This is a genomic window from Vibrio sp. Y51_MX_L26 (genome assembly GCF_024181935.1).
GTDB lineage: Bacteria > Pseudomonadota > Gammaproteobacteria > Enterobacterales > Vibrionaceae > Vibrio > Vibrio diabolicus.
The window spans coordinates 140,061-163,408 of the sequence record NZ_JAMZAS010000001.1 but is presented as its reverse complement, the minus strand read 5'-3'; the positions used below and the strand labels follow the sequence as shown (position 1 = coordinate 163,408).

Sequence of the window (23,348 nt, the reverse complement as noted above, 5' to 3'; positions counted from 1 at the left end):
ACAAGATAATACGTTCGTTTTCATCCTTAGAAGAAGCTAATGGGTAGATAGAAATCCAGCTCAAACGCCTCATCATGGCTGAGAAAGTGATTTTTATGATAATGGACATAAGCGGGCGTAGAACGCTGTTTAAAGCCAGAGTTAGGCAACCACTTCTCTAATACCATACTCAGTTGAGGAAGAAGCTCACCATATACGCCCGTTAAGCGAAAGACGGCATGTAAACCGCCTGGGATGGTCATTTGATTCACGACGCCACGCACTTTGAGCGGCGTATCAATCTCCATACAAGCCACATAGCGACACTTGTCGAGTTCTACCCAAGCAGGGTTGGAGTGATGCAAGCCGTATTGAACCGAAAAGTCCCGATTCTCAGAACTTGCCCACGCTTTCAAAATCAGCCACGCATTGCGAATGGAACGGTTATAGCCCTCATGTCGAACATACGCCGCAAAGCGTTGTGGAACCTCCATAATTTTAGGTTCTGGCAACTCGCGTTTAGCAACACGATGATAACCCACAGCCACTTCCGGATCCTTCAAATACGGTTTTTCTGCGACTTGTAAATCATGCTTTCGCCACGCACCAGGTGACATAGCGAACGTCGCTTTAAACGCTCGGCTAAAAGAAGATACCGAGCTAAAACCGCACTTGTTAGCAATGTCTAACACCGACGAGCTGGTATCAAACATCAGTTGATTGGCGGCGTATTCCATTCTTGTGCGGCGGATATATTGATGGACAGACTCCCCTACCACATCTTTAAAAATACGATGGAAGTGTTGCTCAGAATAGGCTGCTACATCTGCTAGCTCTTTAGCCGATAAATCTCTGCTAATGTCCTGGTGAATGTAAAACAGCACGTCATTGATTCTGGAAACTTGTTGATGGCTCACGGAGTAAACTTTCGCTCAAACAGCATAAATGGACATGTTTAACAGCATAAATGGACACACCAAGCTTGGCAATTTACCTATACTATTTCTGACATAAAAAAAGACAATTACGAGAAGCACAGCACATGGAAATCGCACAGTCATTACAACAAACTAAGTCATCCTATATTCGAGAGATCCTCGCAGCAGCGAGCGATAAGAACGTTATTTCTCTTGCGGGTGGCTTACCGGACGAAAAAACCTTCCCGATCGACTTAATGAAACCGACGCTCGAAAACCTCGCGAACATGCCAGAGGTGTTTCAATACGGCGCAACAGCAGGCTACGCACCGCTACTTAACTTTTTGACCGATTATTACCAGCTACCAGAATCTCATTTGGCGATGATCACAACGGGTTCTCAGCAAGGGCTAGATTTGATTGCGCGTGCGTACGTGAATCCGGGCGATAAAGTGGTGATGGAAGCACCAAGCTACCTTGGAGCCATGCAGGTATTTGGTTTAGTGCAAGCTAACATCGTGACCGTTTCGCAAACCGAGTGTGGCCCAAACCTTGAAGAACTCGAGCAATGCTTTGCCACGCAGCAACCAAAAATGTTCTACGCCGTGCCCGATTTTCACAACCCAACGGGCGTATGCTGGGCGCTAGAGACTCGCCAAAAAGTTGCCGAGCTTTGTATCCAATACGACGTTGCATTCATTGAAGACGCACCATACCGCGAGCTGCGTTTTTCTGGTGAAGCACTGCCACTGGTTTCGGATTTCTGCCCGCAGCACTCCATCGTATTGCGTTCATTCTCCAAAATCGCCTCACCAGGCTTGCGTATTGGTGTGGTAACGGGCAAACGCAGTTACCTTGAGCCACTCATCAAAATCAAACAAGGTGCCGATCTGCACTCTAGTATTCCTATGCAAGCTTTGCTGCATGGTCTACTGCAACATGACAACTTCGAAACGCACATTTCAACCATCTGTGCGCTTTACAAATCGCGTTACGATGTCATGTTTACTGAGCTGCAAAAACAGCTGCCAGAAAGTTGCGTACTCAAACCTGTCGATGGTGGTATGTTTGTCTGGGTAGAAATTCCAGAATGTGACACGTTCGAACTTGCGAAGACCCTTCTCGCAAACTGGGTTGCTGTAGTGCCAAGCCCGGTATTTTATCCGGAAGGTTCAAAGGTAAAAGCCGCTCTGCGTCTTAACTTTACCAATGCCACACCAGAAGAACTGACGACTGCTGTCACTCGGCTTGCGGATGTACTCAACGCTTTGTAATTAAGCGCATGCGTTAGAATCTGCCTTTGAGATTCGAAAAAGTCTCAAAGGCAGCATCAAAAAAGTTCCCCAAAAAAATTTATATTTTTCTCTCAAATCAACTCTCTACAGTAAGTGCCTGTTTTCTCTTGATCCTCTCACTCATATAAAAATGAGAACCTAATCACGTATTTGATGGTTAGAAAAGTTACGTCTATCTTTCAAACAAAAGACATCAACTTCGCAGCATTAATGTTCTCAATTTCAGACACTTTACTCAGTCGTGGCTTAGCGATTGAAAAAACGACTAGAAAGCATCTGCGGGCATACCCACTACGAAGGATTGACCAGAACCATTCTGAATGTCGCGAGCCAATCTTTTGATTGGCAATTACGTCAGTGAATCGCACCAAATGACAGAGGGGTTATCAGGATGAACACTCGAACCACGACAGGACTCGTCGCCACTGGCTGGTCCGTTATCTTTTCACTTTTTACCGCATTCGCCGCGTATGCGAATACGTCTCCAAACTGTAGTGATGTTTTAGCGGGTAACACAACTGCCGTATCGCAAAAAATGATGGTTTTACTGGGCGAAGACATCACTAAATCCAACCGCATCACCACAGTGATTCCAGCCAAAAACAATCCATTTGTGACCGAAGCACTGGTCTCGGTTTCCAACGAAGTGTCACCCAATGGACGTTTACCACAAAAGACATTGGAAGAGATCAGAAAAGTACGCTCAGATTTGGAAAAAGCCGCACTGGAAGTGAGCCGATTACAAGGCACTTTTGAAGTCGCATTTGTTAGCTTGATTGATGGTTACTGCCAGTTCTCGAACCACGAACTTACTCAGCATGCCAAAATCGACTTTGACCATTTGGAAGGTCTCACGTTGTATTCAATCCCCGCTTTGCTAGCAATGGTGGATCAATCTTACGCCATGGCAGAAAATAGAATTACTAGCGAGCAGGAACAGTTAAGCAACATTGAGAAAGAACAACAGAGACAGAAACAGCAAGCCAGTGCTGCCGCAGCAGCGCGTTACCAAGACGGTAACGTGTTGGTGAAAGTCGAGAATTTTGATGGCTCTAATGTGACGTTTTCCGTGACTAACGTCGGTTCACAAGGTTCATTACAGCCAAACTTCAACACGTTTAATGCCTATCGCACCGAAAGCGGAGAGCTAGTGTATAAATCGGAATCTTTGTTGAACTTAGCAGATACTGCGGGTAACACACTTGAAACCATGGGGATCGCAGAGCTCTCATCACGAGGGGGAAATAACTTGTCAATCTCTCCGGGTGAAACCCGAAAATTCGTCACCAGTATCGCTTCAGAAGTCGCACCACACGCACAGTTAAGCTTGGAGTTCCCAGCCAAAGTATTAAATACCGAACAAGACTTCACGCTGTCGTTTTCTGACACGACGACTGTGGCTACAGCGAATGTAAATTAGCTGAAAAGTGCTCATCACAACGCGCACAGACGTAAACTTGTTGTTTGGCAGCAAGATCAAAGACAGGCACATTTCGCCTGTCTTTGCTTTCGGAAAAGTAAAATTATCACTGTTTGCACTTATAAGCATTAGCAAACATAGTAACCGATGTGGAGAAGTCCAACGGCTCATATAAATACAATGTATCTGCGCCCAAATCTGCCGCTTTGATGCGCATTTGGTTTAACGTACCCCAAACCATGTCTTTATCTGCGTGCAGCCAATAATCATAAAAGTGCCCTTCCGAGCCAATTACCGTTCCCATTAGCTCGCAGTTTTCAATCGCATTCACGTTGTCCCAAAGCACTTGGACTTGCTCAGATTCTTGGGTCGGGAACGTCACACATCCCGTCAATGATGCCGCTAACGCAAGACACATCACTCGCTTTTTCATAGTCATATCACCTAAAAATTATTTAGATGGCGGATTTTATGAATTGCTTATGTGATGACCAACAAAATATTTCTATCGCCCCTTTAAATAGAAATAATGGAAGCGAAGAAAACTCTAAAGGCAGCGTATACCGCTAGTAATCACATGGCATCTAAGATAAAACAGTAGCGATAATATACGGATGAGGGATAGAGTTTGGTTTCTAAAAATAAGCTAATTCGCTATACGGCTACGGAAGTCGCTGATGCATTTGAAAAAGAAGATGAGCTCATTAAACAAGTTCAGTCTAACCAACTCTCGCAAGTGCTATTACTTTGGCAAGTAAAAAGCCCGACGCTCGTGCTTCCCGCGGGTAAGAAATGGCCAGTGTCTAATGAGTTAGAACATGCGTTAAATGCGTCTGGCTGGAAACTCTTTTCACGTAAAACTGGTGGTGCCCCCGTCCCTCAAGTACCGGGTATTATTAATCTATCCCACATCTATCACTGGCCAGACGGTGAGCCTTACGACATCAAGAAAGCGTATCTCGATTTGTGTGCGATTTTGACAGTTTTCTTTGAGCAACTGGGCGTGAAAGTAGATGTCCATGCTACGCCTTATTCCTACTGTGATGGCGAGTACAACCTCAATATTGGTGGTCAAAAAGTTGTGGGAACCGCGCAGCGCGTTTTACTGAAAAAAGGCGGTGGACAAGTGGTGTTATCACAAGCATGCATTCTGATTGATGCCGACGTTGAAAAGATTGTCGCACCGGTAAAATTGTGTAATCAACTTTGCGGTTACAACGATGATATTCGTGGTGATGTCCACACACCGCTCTTCAATCATATATCCGACCGCCCCTCGATAGATTCACTCTTTCAGCAACTGACTAGCGCGTTTTTAATGCATGCAAAAACTGAGTAATGAAAGGAGCAAGCCTCACCCTTGCTCCGAACAGCTTCTAGCTATTGGATATAGTCATTTCGTTCGCTGCCTTTCTCCGAGAAGTACTCGATAAACTCAAACAGCATACCGTGGTCTTCTAGATAGTAGACGTTCTTTCTAAATGGGTGCTCGTCGCCTCGGTGGTCGAGCTCATAACCTGCTTTGCTTAGCCTTTCGATGAGGGCTTCTACATCCGGAACCACAATCCCTATGTGTTTAAAACCTGTGAAGTGTGATGTCCAATGAGTAGCGTCGCCTTTTCCTCCCGACGAGATGGCAATATAAGAATGATCATCACCTACGTGAAACCATTCAATTGGTCGGCCAAACCAATTATCTATTTTTCCGCCGCCGCGCACTTTCCATTCAGGGATAGCGGCGGTCAAAAATTGGATCATCTTTTGTGCGTCAACGACTGAGATATTGGCATGTTCTACATAACTGCTCATGTGTTTTCCTTTGGGTTCTTGTTTTTTGTTGTTAATGCAACTCTAGAACCTCAAGCTAAGTTTAGGTAAAGAACCTATTTTTGCCTGCCAAAAATAAATGAGATCCAGTTCAAATATTTATCCATGACGGAATTAGTTGAAGCCTGCGCGTAAAAGCCTCAGAATGTCGCACTTTTCGCACCGATTTGTTTTCGGCGCGTTGTTATCTAACTCTACAATTGAGAATCATACATATGGGTTTTACCTCGTTAGGTCTATCTGCTCCAATCCTTAAAGCTATTCAAGAGAAAGGCTACGACACTCCCTCGCCAATTCAGGCAAAAGCAATTCCTGCTATTTTGGAAGGGAAAGACGTAATGGCAGCAGCGCAGACTGGTACAGGTAAAACTGCAGGCTTTACGCTACCGATTCTTGAGCGTTTATCGAATGGCCCTCGCGTTCGTGCTAACCAAGTTCGTGCACTTATCCTGACGCCAACGCGTGAACTTGCGGCTCAGGTGCAAGAAAACGTGTTTATGTACGGCCGTCATCTTCCACTAAGCAGTGCGGTTGTTTTTGGTGGCGTGAAGATCAACCCGCAAATGCTGCGTCTTCGCAAAGGTGCGGATGTGTTGGTAGCAACACCAGGGCGCCTGATGGATTTGTACAACCAAAATGCAGTGAAATTCGACCAACTAGAAGTTCTGGTACTGGATGAAGCAGACCGTATGTTGGATATGGGCTTTATCCGTGACATTCGTAAGATCCTAGCACTACTACCCAAACAACGTCAGAACCTATTGTTCTCGGCGACTTTCTCGGATGAGATCCGCGATCTTGCGAAAGGCTTGGTGAACAACCCGGTTGAGATTTCAGTGAACCCGGCAAACTCGACGGCGAGAACGGTTGAGCAAAGCATCTACCCAGCAGACGTTAAGAAGAAAGCACCGATGTTGGTTAAATTGATCAAAGACGGCGATTGGAAGCAAGTGCTGGTGTTTACGAAAACGAAACACGGAGCAAACCGTCTGGCGAAGTTCCTGATCGAACAAAATCTACCTGCTGCTGCCATCCACGGTAACAAGAGCCAAGGCGCGCGTACCAAAGCACTGGCGGATTTTAAATCGGGTGAAATTCGTGTGTTGGTCGCGACGGACATTGCTGCACGCGGTATCGATATTCCTCAATTGCCGCAAGTGGTGAACTTTGAGCTACCTAAAGTGGCAGAAGACTACGTTCACCGTATTGGTCGAACTGGCCGTGCTGGCGAAGTAGGTAAAGCGATTTCACTGGTGTGTGCGCTGGAAGCATCTGAGCTGTTTGCGATTGAACGTTTGATTCAAGAAGTGCTACCACGTAAAGAGTTGGAAGGTTTTGCGCCAACCAATGTGGTACCAGAATCTAAACTGGATACTCGTCCAATCAAACCGAAAAAACCTAAGAAGCCGAAGAAACCAAAAGCGCCAAATGCTGCGGGTGAAAACGCTCCAGCAACCGAAAAGAAAGCAGGCAATGGTGCAAACAAACCTAAACGTCGCTTCAACAGTGGTAACAACGGCAACAAAAACAGCACCAACCAAGGCGGTGCGGGCAAGCCTAAAGGCAACCGTGAAGGCCAAGGTCGTGCAAACAGTAAACCAGATGACCGTAAACCTAACGGCAACAAGCCAAATGGCAATAAACCGAATGGAAATAAACCAAACGGTAATAAGAGTGGCAACGCTGGTAAACCGTCTGGTAACCGCAAGCCAAACAATGCTAAGCCTGCAGGAAACAAACCATCAGGTCAGCGCCGTAAACCTCGTCCGCAGGCTGCAAACTAATCTGTAAACGGCCACTGATAGCAAATACAACAAAGCCGCTGATAATCTCAGCGGCTTTGTCTTTCTTAGAACACAATTTTTAGAACACAGCTTTGTTAAAACAGCCTACATTAAAGGTGTGATTCGAATATCTGCGATTTGCGCTTCGTTCTTTTCACCCTCAATACCACCAGCGTAGATGTAGGTTTCATTCGATGTGAGGTAACTCATATTGAAGTGGTCCTTCAGCGCGATCTGATAGGTTTTCCCCTGCTCCAACGCCACTTCAATTGGCGTTGAGTAACGCATACCTTGGTTTTCACCAATATGGCCCATCTGCAAGTAACCTTGACCAACCACTTTACCTGCATCATCCAATACCTCTAACAATTTCACGGTGTTCGTGATGCCAGTATTAAGTTGCCCTAGGTTATTGTTGTACCAAGCATCGAACTGGTAAGTACCCGTTACAGGAGCTGTAAACGACTCTGCACCTTTTACGACGCCGCTGTCTTTGCTCACCGTAACTACTGAGACATTGTCTTTGAGTGGCTGATATTCGCCATCAAGTTTGATGCGGATCTCTTCACCGACACAAACCGGTTGGCTTGGGTTAGAACGGAAGCCTTTATCGTTAATGCTTTCAGCCAAATAACAAGCAAAACCAGTTGGCGTATCGGAATAAGATTGAGCAATCACGTTCTTTTGAATCAGCTCGCCATTGCGATACAAGTTCACGTTGTACTTGCTCGTCACGTCAATCGAAACCGAATTCTCAACGCTTTTTACCACCAATGTTGGCTCTTGCGGAGAATAAACGCGACTGTCTTCACTCACATACGGTTTCACCCCAGAAACTAAAGTAATGCTGCTATCTACATTCACAAGCGCGCCCAGTGTCACGTGGAAATGCCCCTCTTCGTCCATCGTGACATTTTCAACTGGGTAGTAACCTGTTTCATCTTTGCTTACTTCAGGCAAGTCAATCGTTACCGAGTAGTTCTTTCCTTTGAAGGCAAAGTTTTCCAACGTGATTTGTTCAGACTGAGCCAACAAATTATTGCGCACCCAACTTGTGATAAATGGCTTCACTTCCAACTTACCTGTTTCGGTATGGATGCCGAATAGGGTCTCTACCACCATGTTCAAGTAGCCACCCACAGACCAAAGCTGACGCTGAGAGTTAATCACTGGGCCATCCAAGCTCGGATCTTCGCCATGATCACTATGGATGATGAATGACTTACCAGAAAGCCACTCTAAGTTTTCCATGTTGGATAAATTGGTTGCCGTACCACGAACCAACGATTGAATGGCATTGTTCGCCGCAGCCACGTTTTGTGTTTGATGCGCGGCGCGCAAGCTGTACGCGGTAACAAATGGCCAAATTGCGCGGTTATGGTACACAGGCACATCCGGTTGTTGAGGGAAATAAACCGGCACGCCAAACTCACTGTGTGGGTAATTGGCCATGATTTGTTTCGCCTGCGCATCACTTGCCACGCCACTGATGATCGCAAGTGCTTCGCCCAACATGTCGTATTTGTCGACCGCGATGTCTTTGCCATTATCAAACAAATAGCTTACGTACATACCGCGTTCGGCATTCCAAAACTGCTCGTTGATAGCGGTTTTTAACTGCTCAGCCCAATCGGTGTATTTGACCGCGTTGGTTGAATCGTACTTCTCTGCCAACTTAGCCGCGAGCTGAATCGCGCGGTAGTGAACCACGTTTGTCGATAACGCTTTGCTGCTACCAATCGCATTGACATCGTTTGGCGTCCACGTTGAATACGTTTGCTCACGCCAATCGAGGAATGATTGCTCACCAGTGTATAAACCAGATTTCGCATCAAAAGCCGCCAGGCGATCGGCTTCAAGTGTATTACTGATGGCTTTATATGCGCGCTCAGCAAACTGGTTGTACTCTTCTCCATCCAATGCCGAAAGTAAGCGTTCTGCACCAAGCGCCCAAGTCGTGCGGTCGGTACTGATTGGCCAGCTGCCGCCAGTGCCCGTGTCTTGCACAATCTGCTCGCCATCATATTGCTGATCGGTCGTGTCGCGGAAAGCGGACAATTTGAAATTCAAACCATTTTGCACGCGAGTTGGATTCATCAATGCAAGTGAAAGGTCTGCTGCGTACGCTAAATCACGCGTCCATACGTAATGCCACTTCGCGCCCGTCTCAAAAACTTCCGCCTTGATTGGGTTGTTGTAGTTGTAATTGCCGTCTTTGATTTCAGAAACGGCAAGCTGGTCTAGCTCTTTCATCGTCAACGCAAACAATGCGTCAAACGCGACATCGCCCGACACCACTCGCGGCCCTGTTTGTTCATTAATCACTAAGCCTTGGTCGAGCGCATCACGCAATTCTGTCGTCGTTGAAATACCAAATTCACGCAGTTCAGCTTTAGGATCTTTCACCGAGAAAATCACGGTATCACTCGAGTCATCGTAATTGGCGAACAGTTTCACTTCTTTACTCTGATGCCCTTCATGCACCATTGCAGGGTCGAGAATCGCATCAGAGTAGTATTTTTCCGCTTCTTCTTGCGTTGCTTTTGTCACAGTCATTGTCGCGCGACTTTCATCGGCAAAGCTCACAGAAAACTTGTAATACCCTTTGTCTTCAAACGTGATCTCAGAGTTACAATCATCGTTCATACACGCTTCATTTGTGTCTGGTTTTGGCAGGTACTCCTGAGCTTTATCGAACGCCGCGGGCTCCTCAAAATAGGTGTATTGGATCTGCCAACCCGGATCAGCAATCTTGAACTGATTACTACCTCGAGCGACGCGCAGTACGGTTTCGTACTCGTTATTACCCAAATAGTTTAGCTTGGCATGCTCTGCCGTGCCCCAATCCCCATTTAAACCACGTAAATATAAGTCGGCTGAAATAATTGGTTTGTCGACCTGCACAGGCGCATCAGAGGAATCTGATCCACATCCAGCAAGACCAATACAAGACGCGACAGCAAGCGCAATAAAACTCGGTTTCATGTTCATCCCTTAGATTGTTGTTTTGGCGACAGTCTAAAGAACACCTTTTTGAGGGGAAAATAGGAAGTCAGGAGCGAGCTATAGATAACATCTATACGTCAAACCCCAACAGTGATGTAGATCTATGAAATGCGCATAATTTCAATCAAATGAGATTACAGATTTGTGATTTATAAATGAAATTGTGCAAAATACCCCTCGTTCTTAGAGGGGAAAGAAAATGGACAAATCTCTGCAGCAATTTTTACTGGTTGCACGCTGCCAAAGCATCAGTGCTGCGGCAAGAATGGCAGGGTTAAGCCAGCCAACGGTAACAAGCAATTTAAAGAAGCTGGAAGAGAATCTCGGCGTGACGCTGTTTGAACGTCATCCTAATGGCATGGTGTTGACCGAATACGGACGCATCCTCTATCGCCATAGCAACGCGATGCAGCATGAATACAACCAAATGATGCAAAGCATTGATGAACGGAAACAGTACCAAGTCGGAAAAATTAAAATGGGTACTGGCGATGCGTGGTGGCCGCTGTTCGTCAAACAAGCACTCAATGAACATCTGACCAAGCAGCCATCGGCATCTACGCACGTCGAATTTGGCAATCACTTAGGCTTGATGGATTCATTAATCAACGAACAGATTGAATTTTTCATCGGCCACGAGATTGTCGGCTTGTCGTCTAAATGCGATGTTACGTTTATTCCACTATTTCAAACGGTTGATGCCTATTTTGTTTCCCCAAGCCACCCACTTCTAGGGAAAACCGTCACCGAAGAGATGCTGCACGAATACCCCGCTCTTTCGGTCACTTATGACGCTAAGAAATTCGCTCACGTCATCGATAACCCAATCCCGAAACAAAATGAACGCGAAAGGCAGCAACTGGATGATAGACCGACTTACGAAGTGGATTCTCTGCTCGCCAGTATTGATGTACTGAAAGAAAGCGTCGCGGTGATGTCTTATACCGGCCACCTGAAACCGTATTTGGAATCCTTTGGCTTACGATGCTTAACCATGGAAAACGAACCAAACCCTGGCACCGTCGGGATTTATCGCCACCGCCGAGAAACTTCTGAATCGCATCTAGATCTGATTGCTGGCATCACTCAGCGCGCTAAATTGCTCAACTAGAAAGTCCAAAAACAGGCGAGCTCTTTTCGGTTGATATTGACGGCTTTGATAAATGACATGCAGATCCGCTTCAGCGCCTTGCGAAAAGGCGCTGAAGTTTTTCATATACCCATCCAAAACCGTTACTAAACGTTGTTGTTTGAGGTCTTGCTGAATATCTAAAATCGACTTCAACGCAATCCCCGCACCGTCCAACGCCCATTGTCGAATTACTTCACCATCATCAGAAAAGCGCTTTGGCGTGACAGTGATCGTTTGGTGAGACTCTTCATCTTTAAAGTGCCACGTTTTTAATTCTTCATTGCTGCGCACCATCGCTAAGCAGCGATGATCCGCGAGATCTTGTGGACAGTTTGGGACACCTTGCTTCGCCAAGTAATCAGGTGACGCGCACAGCACACGTTGACTCGACGCCAGCTTGCGCGAGATGAGATTACTGTCCGCTAACTCACCGTAACGAATCACCAAATCGAGCCCCGATTCAGCCAAGTTCGACAAATTGTCATTAAGGTAAAGATAAGGCGTCACATCCGGATATTGCTCAGAAAAATCCGACACCATCGGCGAAATAATTTGTTTGCCAATATCTCGTGGAGCTGAAATTTTCAACGTTCCGCGCACTTCCGAAATACCCGTTTGCAGTAAGTTTTCGGTCTCTTTCACGCTATCAATGATGTTCAGACAAGCTTGATGGTACATTGCCCCGGCGTCCGTGAGTGATACGTGGCGTGTGCTTCGGTTGAGCAGCTTTACGCCATAGCGTTCTTCTATCGCTTGCAGCCTTGCCGTTACCGTCGCCGGAGACAAACCTAGCTCCCTTCCCGCCGCTGCCAGACCTTGATGTTTAACGATGCTGACAAACAACGTCATATCCGAAAACTTATCCATCTTCGCGCCCTTATTATTTGGAAAAACTGAATAATCAATTCAGATATTACCCAATTATCAAATTAAGTCGAATCCATATACTGGCCCTATCGACATTGTTTAGACCCAGAACGTTATGTGACAGGGCAAAGTTAAACGCCATAAAGCTGTATTCGGCGTCACTGTGTTCAACGCACAACAACACGCCCTGCCCAGCCAAGAGATAGGAAACAAAAAATGAAACTGTACATTTATGAACATTGCCCCTTTAGCGCCCGCGTCCGTTTTGTTGCAGGCATGCTGAATATTCAGCTCGACGTCATCAACATTGCTTATGACGACGAGAGCACCACCACAAACATCATCGGCGCAAAACAAGTTCCTCTTTTGATCAAAGACGATGGTGAAGCCATGGCGGAAAGCTTAGACATCATCAACTACTTCCTTGAATTGGCATCTTCCAATGAAAGCAGCCAACCCTCAACACCGGTTTTAGACTGGCAAAAACAAGCGTTTTTACCGCTACAAAAAGTCGGGTATCCGCGTTGGTCAAACATGACGTTACCGGAATTTGCAACAGAAACCGCTAAACAAGCATGGCGTGAAAAAAAAGAAACCGAAGCGTTAAATTTTGAAGCTTTGATTAACGATACACCTGCGATTGCGAAAGAAGTCGCCGCTTTGATAGAACAAACCAAACCCTTGCTCAACCTGAGTTCAGAAAAGCAAACGTCACTGGTTGATCAAGCCATTATGTTTTCCATTCTACGCGGCTTTTTCAGTGCGCCCGAAGTGCAATGGGATCCAGCCGTACTTCACTGGATGGCAACCGCTCGTAAAGCGACCAACGTGCCAGTACTTATCTAAGGAGCGCATCATGAAACAAAGAACAAATAAGCTGTTTGAACCAGCTCAACTGAAAGCGTTGTCACTACAAAACCGCATTGTCATGGCACCAATGACTCGCGCACGCACCACTCAGCCGGGCAACATCCCGAATGAGATGATGGCAACGTATTATCAACAGCGCGCTTCTGCCGGGCTGATCATTTCCGAAGCCACACAAATTTCGGACGATTCTCAAGGCTATTCGTTCACACCTGGCGTTTACACCGATGCGCAAGTGGCCGGCTGGCAAGGTGTGACCCAAGCGGTCAAATTACAAGGCGCAGCGATGTTTTGTCAGCTATGGCATGTGGGCAGAGTGTCTCACCCAACATTCCAAAATGGTGAACAGCCTATCGCGCCATCTGCGCTCGCTCCGGTAGAGACGCAAGTTTGGATTGCAGATGAACAAGGCAACGGCAATATGGTCGATTGTGTTGAGCCACGCGCCATGACACAAGCGGACATCAACCGAGTTGCCGGTGATTTCGCGAACGCAGCCAAACGCGCCATTGAATCGGGTTTTGATGGTGTAGAAATCCACGGCGGGAATGGGTATCTGATCGATCAGTACTTAAGAACCAACTCAAACCATCGAACAGACAACTACGGCGGTTCACGAGAAAATCGTATCCGTTTTCTTATCGAAGTGGTGGATGCAGTTATCGCCGCTGTTGGTGCGCATCGAGTTGGAGTGAGATTGGCACCATTCATTACGTTTAAAGATATGGACTGCCCAGATATCGTGCCAACAATCTTGGAAGCATCAAAACAGCTACAGGAGCGCGACATTGCCTACTTGCACTTGTCCGAGGCCGATTGGGCAGATGCTCCAACGATTCCTGAGACGTTTCGAATCGAACTTAGAAAGCGCTTTCACAACGCTATCATTGTTGCAGGTCGCTACGATCCTCAACGAGCAAACGAAGTATTAGAGAAAGGCTACGCGGATCTTGTCGCATTCGGACGGCCATTCGTAGCAAACCCAGACTTAGTCTCTCGCTTGCAACATCAACATCCGTTGGCAGAACTCGATGGCTCAACGTTGTTTGGCGGAAACGAACGAGGCTACACCGATTACCCTGCTCTGCAACAGGAATACGCAGAACAGGCCTAACAAAAAAAGCCCCAACCTAGCTGCTACGGTTGGGGCTGTCACCAAACTAGAATTGGTTTTAGCTAGCTTAATCTGGCTAAGAGTTAAATCACTTCTAACGCGCCGCTGCGCCAAGGTTCGATAACGACTTTGATGTGATCATTTGGCGTCATTAACTGTCTAAACGCATCTTCCACACCATCGATTCCCACTTTGGCGGTAAGCATTTTCTGCCAAGGCAACTTGTGTTCGGCAATCGCTTGAAGGCATTGCTCAAACTCTTGCGGTTGGTAGTAGTAAGAGAATCTCAAATCGAGCTCTTTTACCGTCGCGTACGCGTAGTTAATGGTTGCTGGAGCCGTATGAATGCCTGATACAACGATTCGAGATCGGGCAGGAGCACGGCGCATGAAATCATCAATCAAAGTATGTTTGCCAACACACTCATAGATGACCAAACGTGAATTCATTCCATACTGTGCCCCGACGGCGATCTCGTCCTCCTTGGTCGGGTTGATCAATCGATTTGCGCCAAACTCGCTGGCAAGTTGCAGCTTCTCTTCCTGAAGATCGACCGCAAGAATGTTGCTCACACCGCGTTGTTTGAGCGCTGCAATCACCGCCAGCCCTATAGGGCCGCAACCGACAACCAGCGCTGTATCATCCGTTTCGATTTCACTGCGATTGACCGCATGCAAACCGACCGCCAGCGGCTCGGTTAACGCTGCCGCTTCAGACGGTATTTCGTCAGGCACTGGCAGTAGGAGCGCTTCATCAAGTAGGAAATACTCAGAGTAAGCGCCGTAAGTACCCGGAGTGACACCAACGCCTGCGCCATTTTGGCTGAGCAACATCGGAACAGAGGTGACTCGGCTACCGACAGGCAACGTTTGCTGCGTATCGGCACCGTATTCGACAATTTCCGCACAGAATTCATGTCCCAACATCACTTGAGCGTGCTCACCTACTTCATCAGGCATCAACCCGAGCTGGTAGAATACATCAAACACCTCATCCGCGTGTCGAGTAATGTGTAGGTCGGAGCCACAAATCCCACAGGCGAGACTACGAACCAAGACTTGTCCCGCTGCGGGTTTGGGGATTTCGACTTGCTTCAGGCGGACACTACCATCCTGCATTACGATACTGTTCATCTGTTGCATGGGGTTACTCCGCTAGCTCATCACTCAGGGCAGCAATCGCACCCGGTTTGATATAGCGCGCAGTGAAGCCTTGCGCTTTGGCAGCGGCAACCACCACTTGCTCAATCCAACCTGCATCCATGATGTTGATAAAGTTACCCTCTTCGTCAAAGTTAATGTTCGCACCTTGGATCACCATAAAGCCATCTGCGCCACCCGACTCTTCTGGACAGTGAAAGGTATGAATCGAACCGCCCGGCTCATATAAGTAGCTACCAGCGGTTTGGACTTGGTCTGGATACTCGATGTAGTGCCACGCGCCACTCAGTGTATAGAAATGCACCACACCAGTATGGAAGTGCTTAGGCAGAGTGATACCCGGTTTGAACTTGGCGCGAATCACCCACGTACCATTTTCTGGGTCAAGAAACAGCGGGTAAACATCAACACCCGGTAGCGCGTCTTTAATGATCGACTCTTCATTAGTATTAAGAGTTAATAGGAAATCTTGATGCTGAATAACTTCTGGTAATGACATAACTTACATCCTCACTATTGCTGTAATTTGGCGTGCTCGCCTATTCCATCTATCCCATGAGCGGGTACTTAAAATTCTCGAAACCGTCAGATGCGCTAATGGTGCAGCCGTTGATACAGTTGGCTTTCTCGCTGACAAGAAACGCTACCACGTTGGCAATCTCTTCTGGTTGCGTGAAGTTTTGGCGCATCTGTTCTTTGCGGATGTGGTTCCACAAGCCGATCTCTTCGTATTGCCTTAACATCGGAGTATCGACACGTCCCGGAGCGACGGCACACACACGAATATCCAGAGGCGCTAACTCTAGAGCGGCGCATTTGGTCATCATATCGACTGCGGCTTTACTGACGTTGTAGGTAAACGTCATCTCGGAGGCCATTTGGGCGTAAACGGAAGAGGTATTGAGGATCACGCCCGGTGTCCCTTGCGCTTGGAATTGTCGTCCAGCGGCGAGAATGCCATAGTAAACGCCGTTTTGGTTGACTTTAGAGATAGGCTCAAAGTCGGCGATAGGATCATGTTCAAGCAGAGGTTTCGGTGCGCCGATACCTGCATTGTTGACCATGATGTCAAGTGAGCCAAATTGTTCGACCGCGTACCTCACCATGGCTTCGACTTGTTGGTAATCGGTGACGTCCGCAACAAAGGTTTCCAACTGCTTAGAGCCAAAACTTGCGTACATTTGCAGTGATTGCTCTGAAATATCGACAGCAAGCACTTTGGCTCCTTGCTCTCTTAGCTTTGCAATAATAGCTTGCCCAATTCCACCCGCAGCGCCAGTCACGATGGCAGTTTTATTGATAAGTTCCATACAGCTTCTCATCCATGCGTTGTTGTTATCGAAATGTAACTTAGATCAACTCACTGGCACTCACTTGACCTTTTACGAAGTAAATTTGATATATTGCGATTTACAACCTGTTAACATTTAAAAATCGAGACATGTATATCGTACGAAGTGGCGCTGCCGATAAATTTGATAGCTTGGTTTCAGAATTAGGTCAGAATCCGCAAGAGATAATGGCCGCTGCTGGCCTGTCTGCCGCGCAGTTTCGCGATCCCGATACGTATCTCGCTTATCCAAGATTGGCTGAATTGCTGGAGGAAGCGGCTGCTCGTTGTAAGCAACCGTTGTTTGGTGCGTTACTCGCCGAGCGCCAAAACCTGCAAAGTTTAGGCGATTTGCCGATGCTGGTTTCTCGTGCTGAAACGGTCGGTGATGCATTGGCGCGGGTGAATGATTATCTCTATCTGCATTCGTCAGGCGTTACTCTCAACATGACGCCACAAGATGATTGGGTACGATTGTCGCTCAATATTGATGTGAATAGTGACCGCGGTATTGCGCAGTTGATGCAGCTCAGTGTGTCACACTTAGCCATGTTTATCGCCAGTTTGCTCGATATTGAAGCAAGCCACTTCGCGCTACATTTGACTCAACACGCAACATTGGAAGTAGAGCAAAGCAAGTTTGCCCAACAGAACAAACTGCGTTTTGGTGATAAGTTTGACGGTATCCTACTTAAAGCGAGCCTGCTTAACGCTAAGAACCACCAAGATGAAGACGCACTAGAGCGCCACTTTCAACAGCACCTCAAGTATTTGCAAACCCGCTATCCTAACAATCTGAGTGATCAAGCAGCGAATATGATTGGTCGTTTGTTGTCGACGGGAGAATGCAGCGTGGAGCGCGTTGCAAGAGCATTAGACCTGCACCCAAGAATGCTGCAAAGCAAGTTAAAACAACAGGAAACAAGTTATCGACAGTTGTTACAACAAGTACGACAGGATTTTGCCGAGCAGCGTTTAAGTGAAAATATTCAGAGTATTACCGATATCGCGTTACAACTGGGCTATGCAGAAACTGCGGTATTCAGCCGCCACTTTCGCAGTTGGACAGGAAAGTCGCCCAGCCAATGGAGACAAGACAACAGCAGTGAGTAGCCACTTACTCACGCAAATAAAAAGACGCCGTTGAGGCGTCTTTTTTTGGCTAAGGTTTAAATTGGCGCGGGTTACTTTTCGTTTATCCAAACTCGCATTTCACCTTCCCCACGGTTTGCCCACGCGTAGTAAGGAATCAAGGTGATGTCGCAAGTTTGCTCTTGCGGCGTGTACGGATAATGGTGGTACAACGATTGCTGAGGTGCGTCTTGGATGACGACTTTAGACCCGCTCGCTTTGAGCAATACGCTACCAGCAAATAATCCTTCGCCTTCCACCTCTTTCAGACCAGATTTGGCTTCAACTTTAATGGTGTGTAACGCTTCGCCGTTGTCCGCTTGCTCAATACAGTAAACGAAAGGTCCACGCTGCACCGCGACTTTACCAAAGTTGACGCTCAGCAATGGATTCGCTTGGATAAAAAACGCTTCCATCGGCAGCGTGACTTCAATCTTATCGCCGCTATTCCATGTGTTGGTGATGTACAGGTATCCCTGTTTGCTATTGGCTTTGACGTCGATGGCTTTGCCGTTGAGCGTTGCGCTCATATTGGCACACCAGCTTGGCACGCGTACCGCAATCGAACCGTTGACTTGGTTGGCGTCTGTTACGCTAATCGACACTTTATCGCTTTGTGGGATGTTGGCGTCAATGCTTAGCGTGATCGGTTGCTGGTTTAGCTCCAGTTTGGCTTGATTGGAGATAAACAGGTTCACCAGCGCCACATCTTCTTTGACGGTGAAAATGTACTGCCCTAAAGACGCCAGCGTACGAGCGACGTTGGTCGGACAGCATGAACAGCCAAACCATGCCTGACGTACCGGTTTGACGTGATCGTATTTGTGGTTGGCATGAATAACTTTCGGCGTAACTTCCAGCGGATTGACGTAGAAGAAGTGTTTGCCGTCTAGCGCCATGCCTGCAAGGATGGTGTTGTACAGCGCGCGCTCCATAATGTCGCCGTACTCGCCGTCGCTCTCGATTTGCAGCATACGGTTGGCAAACATCAATAAACCTACTGATGCACAGGTCTCGGTATACGCGGTGTCGTTTGGCAAGTCGTAATCGGTGGTGAATGCTTCGCCACGGCTTTGAGAACCAATCGCGCCAGTAATGTACATCTGTTTGTCGATGACATTACGCCACAAGTCCTTACACCAATTGAACTTCTCTTGGTCTTTCGATAGACGCGCCAGATGGGCTACACCCGCCAACAAGTAGACAAATCGAACCGCGTGACCAATCGCTTCTTTCTGTTCGCTCAAGTGTTTGTGCGCTTGGCTGTAGGTTTTGTCTTTGATCATCCAAGACGGGCCGTGGTCGTTGTAATGGAAACCACCGTCACGCTTGGCTTGTTCTTGATCGTAGAAATGCGGGTCTTGTTTTTTACCACGTTGCTCAATAAAGAAATCTGTTAGATCCGAGTAACGTTGGTTGCCCGTCACTTCGTATAGGCGCATTAACGCCAGTTCGATCTCTGGGTGTCCCGGATAGCCTTGAATTTGACCTTCTTCAGGGCCAAAGGTGTCGGCAATGTGGTCGGCAAATTTGCAAGAGATGTTGAGCAGCTTATCTTTCCCCGTCGCTTGATAGTAAGCCACTGCCGCCTCAAACAAATGTCCTGCACAATATAACTCGTGGCATTCACATAGGTCTTTCCAGCGATTCTCTGGTTCTTTGATCGTGAAATACGTGTTTAGGTAGCCGTTGTCATCTTGCACTTTAGCGAGTAAATCGACGATGTCATCAATGGTTTTTTCCAACGCCGGATCTGGATTTTTCGCTAAGATGTACGCCGCGGATTCCAGCCATTTGGTTACATCACTGTCTTGGAAGACCATGCCGTGGAATTCACCATCTTGTAGGCCTGCCGCGATTGCGTAGTTGTCGATCGCGTGGCTTGGCTCTGCACCTTCGATGTTGTCATTCAGCGCATCCCATTGATACGGAATCACAACGTCTTTCACTAATTTTTGATAGTTAAGCCAAAAAGAGTCTTGAATATCAATATTTTGTAATGCGATTTCAAGTGGCTTGATGGAAGTCATTTTCATGATAAAACCCATTAAATAGATGCTTGACCAGTTTCTAATTTTTTCATTGCTAAGCTGGAAAGCAGTTCTTTATCGACAAAGAAACGCTTCACTGTCAGAGCAAGGAGTAAATGCAGTACGCCAGGGATGATGGTTGAAAGTAGCGAGATGCCTTGTAGCGAAAGCGGCGTTTGGTTCTCTGCACCAGCAGAGTAAGACACCGCAACCAATACGCCGCTGATGATAAGACCAGATAGCGCCCAAGCGAGTTTGATAAAGAAGAGGTTGAACGCGAAGTTCATGCCTGATGTTCTGACCCCAGTTTTGAATACGCCGTATTCGTCGGCAAACGCCACCATGGTGAAGTGCAGCGGTAGGGCAAAGCCAAATACCACACAGCAGATAAAGACGAGGCCAAGCCATAGAGTCGGGCTGTCTCCCGGTACGAAGTACACTACAAAGTGAGCGACAGCTAGGATTGCATTAATCGCAAAGTAGATGTCACGCACTTTAAAACGCTGGGTGAAGTAAGGAAGAATCAACGCGCCGATGATGCCGCCAAGCGTCGCCAGACCAAAGAACCATGATACGTAAGTCCCGCCTTCATTCAGCACGTAAGTGATAAAGTACATCGCCGCGCCGCCTTTGGTGTTGAAGATGGTGATCAGCAGTAGCGACATGATGAAAGTGAGGATCAATTGGTCGTTTTGACGGATGTTTTTCAGGTTCTTCTTCAGGTCAAACTTGGTTGTTTTTGCTTTGATATGTTCTTTAGTATTGAAGAAGCAGAAAAGGATCATCAGCATCGCCGCAAATGCGAGAATACCTACGCCAACTTGGTAACCTAATGCTTGGTCGTCTCCACCAAAGTAAGTCACCAAGAACGGAAGACCCGCCGAAACAGCAAAACCAGCTACGCCTGAAATGGCAAAGCGGTAAGACTGACAAGAGATCACTTCCGCTGGATTATCCGTGATGCGAGTGATCAGCGCGCAATAAGGGACGTTGTTAAGGGTGTAAAGTAGCGATAAACCAAAGTAAGTGACAATCGCGTAGAACACTTTCCAGCCGTAAGAAAGGTCTGGGACGGTAAAGGTCATAATACAGATTAGTGCTAGCGGCACCGCGGTCCATAAGATAAATGGACGGAACTTGCCGTGTTTGGTTTCTGTTTTATCGGCAATCACGCCGACTAAAGGGTCGGTAACGGCGTCAAAGATGCGCAGCACGACGAAAATGGTACCAACGATCGCCGGTGTTAAACCAAAAATGTCGGTGTAGAAAAAGGTTAAGAAGTTAGAAATCAAGCCAGTAATGACTGTACCGCCAGCATCACCGAATCCGTATCCCATCCTTTCGCGGATCTTTAACCCATCTTTTTGTACTGGTGGCGATATCGCCTGCACATTTTCCATAATTAGTTACCCTTTGAATTTTTCACGTTGGAATGGCGTTAGTTTAGGAATGTGAATCTGAAATAAAGCGAACTCGATCACGTGAAAAATTTATAGCGATTTTATCCATTCATATAGCAACTTTTTCAGAACGATTATTTTGAAGAGGCATTTCTGTTACTTATTGTTTTATAAAGAAAATAGTATGAAGTAGAGCCTGTTTTCTAGGTTTAGCAAACGTTTATATGCTCGCTATTTCTTATGCTTTCTAACGCTATCCAGCTAGCCCTTGCGAAACCGATCGAAATAGCACTCTGCAGTGGCTAGCGATATTGTCTATATATTTAGCCGATGCCTGAATGGAGCTCCCCACGCTGCTCCGATTAAATAAGTGAAAACAAACCTTCACTTTCAATCATTGGTAGGCAGTTATGAGTGTTGAAAAATATACGATTGGTCTGGACTTCGGCTCTGATTCTGTTCGTGCATTATTGGTAAATACGACCACAGGTCAGGAAGTGGCATGTGGCGTTCAATACTATCCGCGCTGGATGGAAGGACAATATTGTCACGCGGCGATGTCGCAGTTCCGCCAACACCCTCGCGACTACATCGAAGCGATGACAGCCGCTGTCAAAGAGACGCTGGCACAAGTATCAGAACAAGTACGACAAAGCGTCGTGGGTATCGGCGTCGACACCACAGGTTCAACACCAGCGCCAGTGGACAAAGACGGTAATGTACTGGCGCTGTTGCCAGAGTTTGAACACAATCCAAACGCAATGTTCATTTTGTGGAAAGACCACACCTCGATTCAAAAAGCAGAGCGCATCAACCAGCTTGCGCACAGCGGTGATTTCCCTGATTACACCCGTTATGTTGGCGGCATTTACTCATCTGAATGGTTCTGGGCGAAAGCTGCATGGATCGGTGAGCAAGACGCAAAAGTCGCTGAGCAAGCATACACTTGGGTCGAGTTATGTGACTGGATTCCAGCGTTAATCTCCGGTAATCAAGCACCGAATAAACTACGTCGTGGCATCTGTGCGGCGGGGCACAAAGCACTATGGCATGACGAGTGGAACGGTCTGCCGTCTCAAGAATTCTTATCTGCAATTTCACCGACTCTAGACGGTATTCGCGAGCGTATGTTTGACCGCGTATATACCTCAGACCAACAAGCAGGTCTGCTGTCGGCCGAATGGGCTGAGCGCTTTGGCCTACCGGAAGGTATCGCTGTCGCTATCGGTGAGTTTGACTGTCACATGGGTGCAGTCGGCGCGGGTGCGGGTGAGCACGATTTAGTGAAAGTGATCGGTACTTCTACCTGTGACATTTTGATGGTTGACCCACAGCAGCTGGGTGACAAAACCATTGAAGGGATTTGCGGCCAAGTGAAAGGCAGCGCGCTTCCTCAACTGGTGGCACTCGAAGCGGGTCAATCGGCATTTGGTGATGTTTATGCGTGGTACAAACGTTTATTGATGTGGCCAATCCAACAATGGGTGGCTAAGCACCCTGAAGACCAGCACCTGCTCGACAACCTCGACAATGTCCTGATCCCAATGTTGGCCGATGCGGCGATTGAACATCCACAAACGGAACATTCACCACTCAGCCTCGACTGGCACAACGGTCGCAGAACACCAAATGCCAACCAGCGTTTGAAAGGCGTGGTGAGTGGATTAAACCTTGGTAGCTCAGCTCCTGACATTTTCTACAGCTTGGTGGAATCAACGGCGCACAGTGCCAAGGCGATCATGGATTGCATGACAACCCAAGGCGTTGATGTGAATCGTGTGTTGGCGATTGGCGGGATTGCGCAGAAATCACCACTGGTGATGCAGACCTGTGCCGACGTAATGGGACGTGATATCGCAGTGGTCGAATCTGACCAATGTTGTGCCTTGGGCGCGGCTATCTTCGCGGCTGTTGCTGCGGATGCACATGCTAGTGTGAGCGAAGCGCAGGCGGCAATGGCGAGCCCAATCCGACACGTATACACCCCAGTTCAGCGCCGTGCGGACTTCTATCAAGGCCGTCATCAAGCGTACTCGCAACTAGGTCAGCACATTGAAACCTTTACTGACCAACAGAAGGAGGCTTAAGC

General features: G+C 47.3%; 19 protein-coding genes. 9 read left to right on the top strand and 10 right to left on the bottom strand.

The window, feature by feature from the left end; genetic code table 11:
• Positions 1-26 precede the first annotated feature (26 nt).
• The gene (locus tag NL645_RS00670) at positions 27-896 is read right to left on the bottom strand and encodes a GyrI-like domain-containing protein (protein WP_253650974.1); all 870 of its coding nucleotides are present in this window, start codon (positions 894-896) and stop codon (positions 27-29) included.
• A 125-nt stretch (positions 897-1,021) separates the two neighbouring features.
• Between NL645_RS00670 and NL645_RS00665 the strand changes: the two genes are divergently transcribed.
• Both NL645_RS00665 and NL645_RS00660 read left to right on the top strand, forming a co-directional pair.
• Positions 1,022-2,170, top strand: coding sequence for a PLP-dependent aminotransferase family protein (locus NL645_RS00665; RefSeq protein ID WP_182018749.1), 1,149 nt, complete (start codon positions 1,022-1,024; stop codon positions 2,168-2,170).
• Between the two features lie 412 nt (positions 2,171-2,582).
• Entirely contained in the window at positions 2,583-3,611 is a 1,029-nt protein-coding gene (locus NL645_RS00660) for a hypothetical protein (protein WP_253650973.1), read from the top strand.
• 106 nt (positions 3,612-3,717) lie between these two features.
• Here NL645_RS00660 and NL645_RS00655 read toward each other — a convergent pair whose 3' ends face one another.
• A complete protein-coding gene (locus NL645_RS00655; protein WP_025592803.1) occupies positions 3,718-4,044 on the bottom strand; it encodes a DUF4156 domain-containing protein in 327 nt (108 codons plus the stop codon).
• A 195-nt stretch (positions 4,045-4,239) separates the two neighbouring features.
• Here NL645_RS00655 and NL645_RS00650 point away from each other — a divergent pair, with 195 nt between their 5' ends.
• Positions 4,240-4,950, top strand: coding sequence for a lipoate--protein ligase (locus NL645_RS00650; protein ID WP_253650972.1), 711 nt, complete (start codon positions 4,240-4,242; stop codon positions 4,948-4,950).
• Positions 4,951-4,991: 41 nt separating this feature from the next.
• Here NL645_RS00650 and NL645_RS00645 read toward each other — a convergent pair whose 3' ends face one another.
• On the bottom strand, positions 4,992-5,420 hold the full coding sequence (locus tag NL645_RS00645; protein ID WP_021484233.1) for a VOC family protein: 429 nt from the start codon (positions 5,418-5,420) through the stop codon (positions 4,992-4,994).
• Between the two features lie 233 nt (positions 5,421-5,653).
• Here NL645_RS00645 and NL645_RS00640 point away from each other — a divergent pair, with 233 nt between their 5' ends.
• On the top strand, positions 5,654-7,222 hold the full coding sequence (locus NL645_RS00640; RefSeq protein ID WP_253650971.1) for a DEAD/DEAH box helicase: 1,569 nt from the start codon (positions 5,654-5,656) through the stop codon (positions 7,220-7,222).
• Positions 7,223-7,327: 105 nt separating this feature from the next.
• Here NL645_RS00640 and NL645_RS00635 read toward each other — a convergent pair whose 3' ends face one another.
• On the bottom strand, positions 7,328-10,207 hold the full coding sequence (locus NL645_RS00635; RefSeq protein ID WP_253650970.1) for an amylo-alpha-1,6-glucosidase: 2,880 nt from the start codon (positions 10,205-10,207) through the stop codon (positions 7,328-7,330).
• A 220-nt stretch (positions 10,208-10,427) separates the two neighbouring features.
• Here NL645_RS00635 and NL645_RS00630 point away from each other — a divergent pair, with 220 nt between their 5' ends.
• Positions 10,428-11,339, top strand: a complete 912-nt coding sequence (locus NL645_RS00630) for a LysR family transcriptional regulator (RefSeq protein ID WP_253650969.1) — start codon at positions 10,428-10,430, stop codon at positions 11,337-11,339.
• On the opposite strand, the gene NL645_RS00625 is transcribed toward NL645_RS00630, so the two are convergent.
• Entirely contained in the window at positions 11,292-12,227 is a 936-nt protein-coding gene (locus NL645_RS00625) for a LysR family transcriptional regulator (RefSeq protein WP_253650968.1), read from the bottom strand. The genes NL645_RS00630 and NL645_RS00625 overlap by 48 nt on opposite strands.
• A 216-nt stretch (positions 12,228-12,443) precedes the next feature.
• Between NL645_RS00625 and grxB the strand changes: the two genes are divergently transcribed.
• Positions 12,444-13,073, top strand: coding sequence for a glutaredoxin 2 (gene grxB / locus NL645_RS00620; protein WP_025523058.1), 630 nt, complete (start codon positions 12,444-12,446; stop codon positions 13,071-13,073).
• 10 nt (positions 13,074-13,083) lie between these two features.
• Positions 13,084-14,208, top strand: coding sequence for an alkene reductase (locus NL645_RS00615; RefSeq protein WP_253650967.1), 1,125 nt, complete (start codon positions 13,084-13,086; stop codon positions 14,206-14,208).
• Positions 14,209-14,291: 83 nt separating this feature from the next.
• Here the strand turns inward: NL645_RS00615 and NL645_RS00610 are convergent, their stop codons facing one another.
• Genes NL645_RS00610 through NL645_RS00600 form a run of 3 tightly spaced genes read right to left on the bottom strand, consistent with a single transcriptional unit; the run spans position 14,292 to position 16,678 of the window.
• Positions 14,292-15,350, bottom strand: a complete 1,059-nt coding sequence (locus tag NL645_RS00610) for a zinc-binding dehydrogenase (protein ID WP_253650966.1) — start codon at positions 15,348-15,350, stop codon at positions 14,292-14,294.
• Between the two features lie 4 nt (positions 15,351-15,354).
• A complete protein-coding gene (locus tag NL645_RS00605) occupies positions 15,355-15,867 on the bottom strand; it encodes a 2,4'-dihydroxyacetophenone dioxygenase family protein (RefSeq protein WP_025633388.1) in 513 nt (170 codons plus the stop codon).
• 49 nt (positions 15,868-15,916) lie between these two features.
• Positions 15,917-16,678 (bottom strand): SDR family NAD(P)-dependent oxidoreductase, encoded by a 762-nt coding sequence (locus NL645_RS00600; protein WP_047008061.1) that lies wholly within the window; start codon positions 16,676-16,678, stop codon positions 15,917-15,919.
• 131 nt (positions 16,679-16,809) lie between these two features.
• On the opposite strand from NL645_RS00600, the gene NL645_RS00595 reads away from it, so the two are divergent.
• Positions 16,810-17,811 (top strand): AraC family transcriptional regulator, encoded by a 1,002-nt coding sequence (locus tag NL645_RS00595; RefSeq protein WP_253650965.1) that lies wholly within the window; start codon positions 16,810-16,812, stop codon positions 17,809-17,811.
• Positions 17,812-17,882: 71 nt separating this feature from the next.
• On the opposite strand, the gene NL645_RS00590 is transcribed toward NL645_RS00595, so the two are convergent.
• Together NL645_RS00590 and NL645_RS00585 are read right to left on the bottom strand one after the other, a co-directional pair.
• Positions 17,883-19,865 carry a glycoside hydrolase family 127 protein gene (locus tag NL645_RS00590; protein WP_253650964.1) on the bottom strand — a complete coding sequence of 661 codons (1,983 nt, stop codon included), beginning with the start codon at positions 19,863-19,865 and terminating at the stop codon, positions 17,883-17,885.
• Between the two features lie 11 nt (positions 19,866-19,876).
• Positions 19,877-21,259, bottom strand: a complete 1,383-nt coding sequence (locus tag NL645_RS00585; RefSeq protein ID WP_025540613.1) for an MFS transporter — start codon at positions 21,257-21,259, stop codon at positions 19,877-19,879.
• Positions 21,260-21,669: 410 nt separating this feature from the next.
• Here NL645_RS00585 and NL645_RS00580 point away from each other — a divergent pair, with 410 nt between their 5' ends.
• Positions 21,670-23,346: a ribulokinase gene (locus tag NL645_RS00580; protein WP_253650963.1), complete on the top strand. Its 1,677-nt coding sequence runs from the start codon at positions 21,670-21,672 to the stop codon at positions 23,344-23,346.
• Positions 23,347-23,348 lie beyond the last annotated feature (2 nt).

Coding starts and splice junctions, on each gene's coding strand:
- NL645_RS00665 (WP_182018749.1), top strand. CDS start 1,022: ATGGAAATCGCACAGTCATTACAACAAACTAAGTCATCCTATATTCGA.
- NL645_RS00660 (WP_253650973.1), top strand. CDS start 2,583: ATGAACACTCGAACCACGACAGGACTCGTCGCCACTGGCTGGTCCGTT.
- NL645_RS00655 (WP_025592803.1), bottom strand. CDS start 4,044: ATGAAAAAGCGAGTGATGTGTCTTGCGTTAGCGGCATCATTGACGGGA.
- NL645_RS00645 (WP_021484233.1), bottom strand. CDS start 5,420: ATGAGCAGTTATGTAGAACATGCCAATATCTCAGTCGTTGACGCACAA.
- NL645_RS00640 (WP_253650971.1), top strand. CDS start 5,654: ATGGGTTTTACCTCGTTAGGTCTATCTGCTCCAATCCTTAAAGCTATT.
- NL645_RS00635 (WP_253650970.1), bottom strand. CDS start 10,207: ATGAAACCGAGTTTTATTGCGCTTGCTGTCGCGTCTTGTATTGGTCTT.
- NL645_RS00630 (WP_253650969.1), top strand. CDS start 10,428: ATGGACAAATCTCTGCAGCAATTTTTACTGGTTGCACGCTGCCAAAGC.
- NL645_RS00625 (WP_253650968.1), bottom strand. CDS start 12,227: ATGGATAAGTTTTCGGATATGACGTTGTTTGTCAGCATCGTTAAACAT.
- grxB (WP_025523058.1), top strand. CDS start 12,444: ATGAAACTGTACATTTATGAACATTGCCCCTTTAGCGCCCGCGTCCGT.
- NL645_RS00615 (WP_253650967.1), top strand. CDS start 13,084: ATGAAACAAAGAACAAATAAGCTGTTTGAACCAGCTCAACTGAAAGCG.
- NL645_RS00610 (WP_253650966.1), bottom strand. CDS start 15,350: ATGCAACAGATGAACAGTATCGTAATGCAGGATGGTAGTGTCCGCCTG.
- NL645_RS00605 (WP_025633388.1), bottom strand. CDS start 15,867: ATGTCATTACCAGAAGTTATTCAGCATCAAGATTTCCTATTAACTCTT.
- NL645_RS00600 (WP_047008061.1), bottom strand. CDS start 16,678: ATGGAACTTATCAATAAAACTGCCATCGTGACTGGCGCTGCGGGTGGA.
- NL645_RS00595 (WP_253650965.1), top strand. CDS start 16,810: ATGTATATCGTACGAAGTGGCGCTGCCGATAAATTTGATAGCTTGGTT.
- NL645_RS00590 (WP_253650964.1), bottom strand. CDS start 19,865: ATGAAAATGACTTCCATCAAGCCACTTGAAATCGCATTACAAAATATT.
- NL645_RS00585 (WP_025540613.1), bottom strand. CDS start 21,259: ATGGAAAATGTGCAGGCGATATCGCCACCAGTACAAAAAGATGGGTTA.
- NL645_RS00580 (WP_253650963.1), top strand. CDS start 21,670: ATGAGTGTTGAAAAATATACGATTGGTCTGGACTTCGGCTCTGATTCT.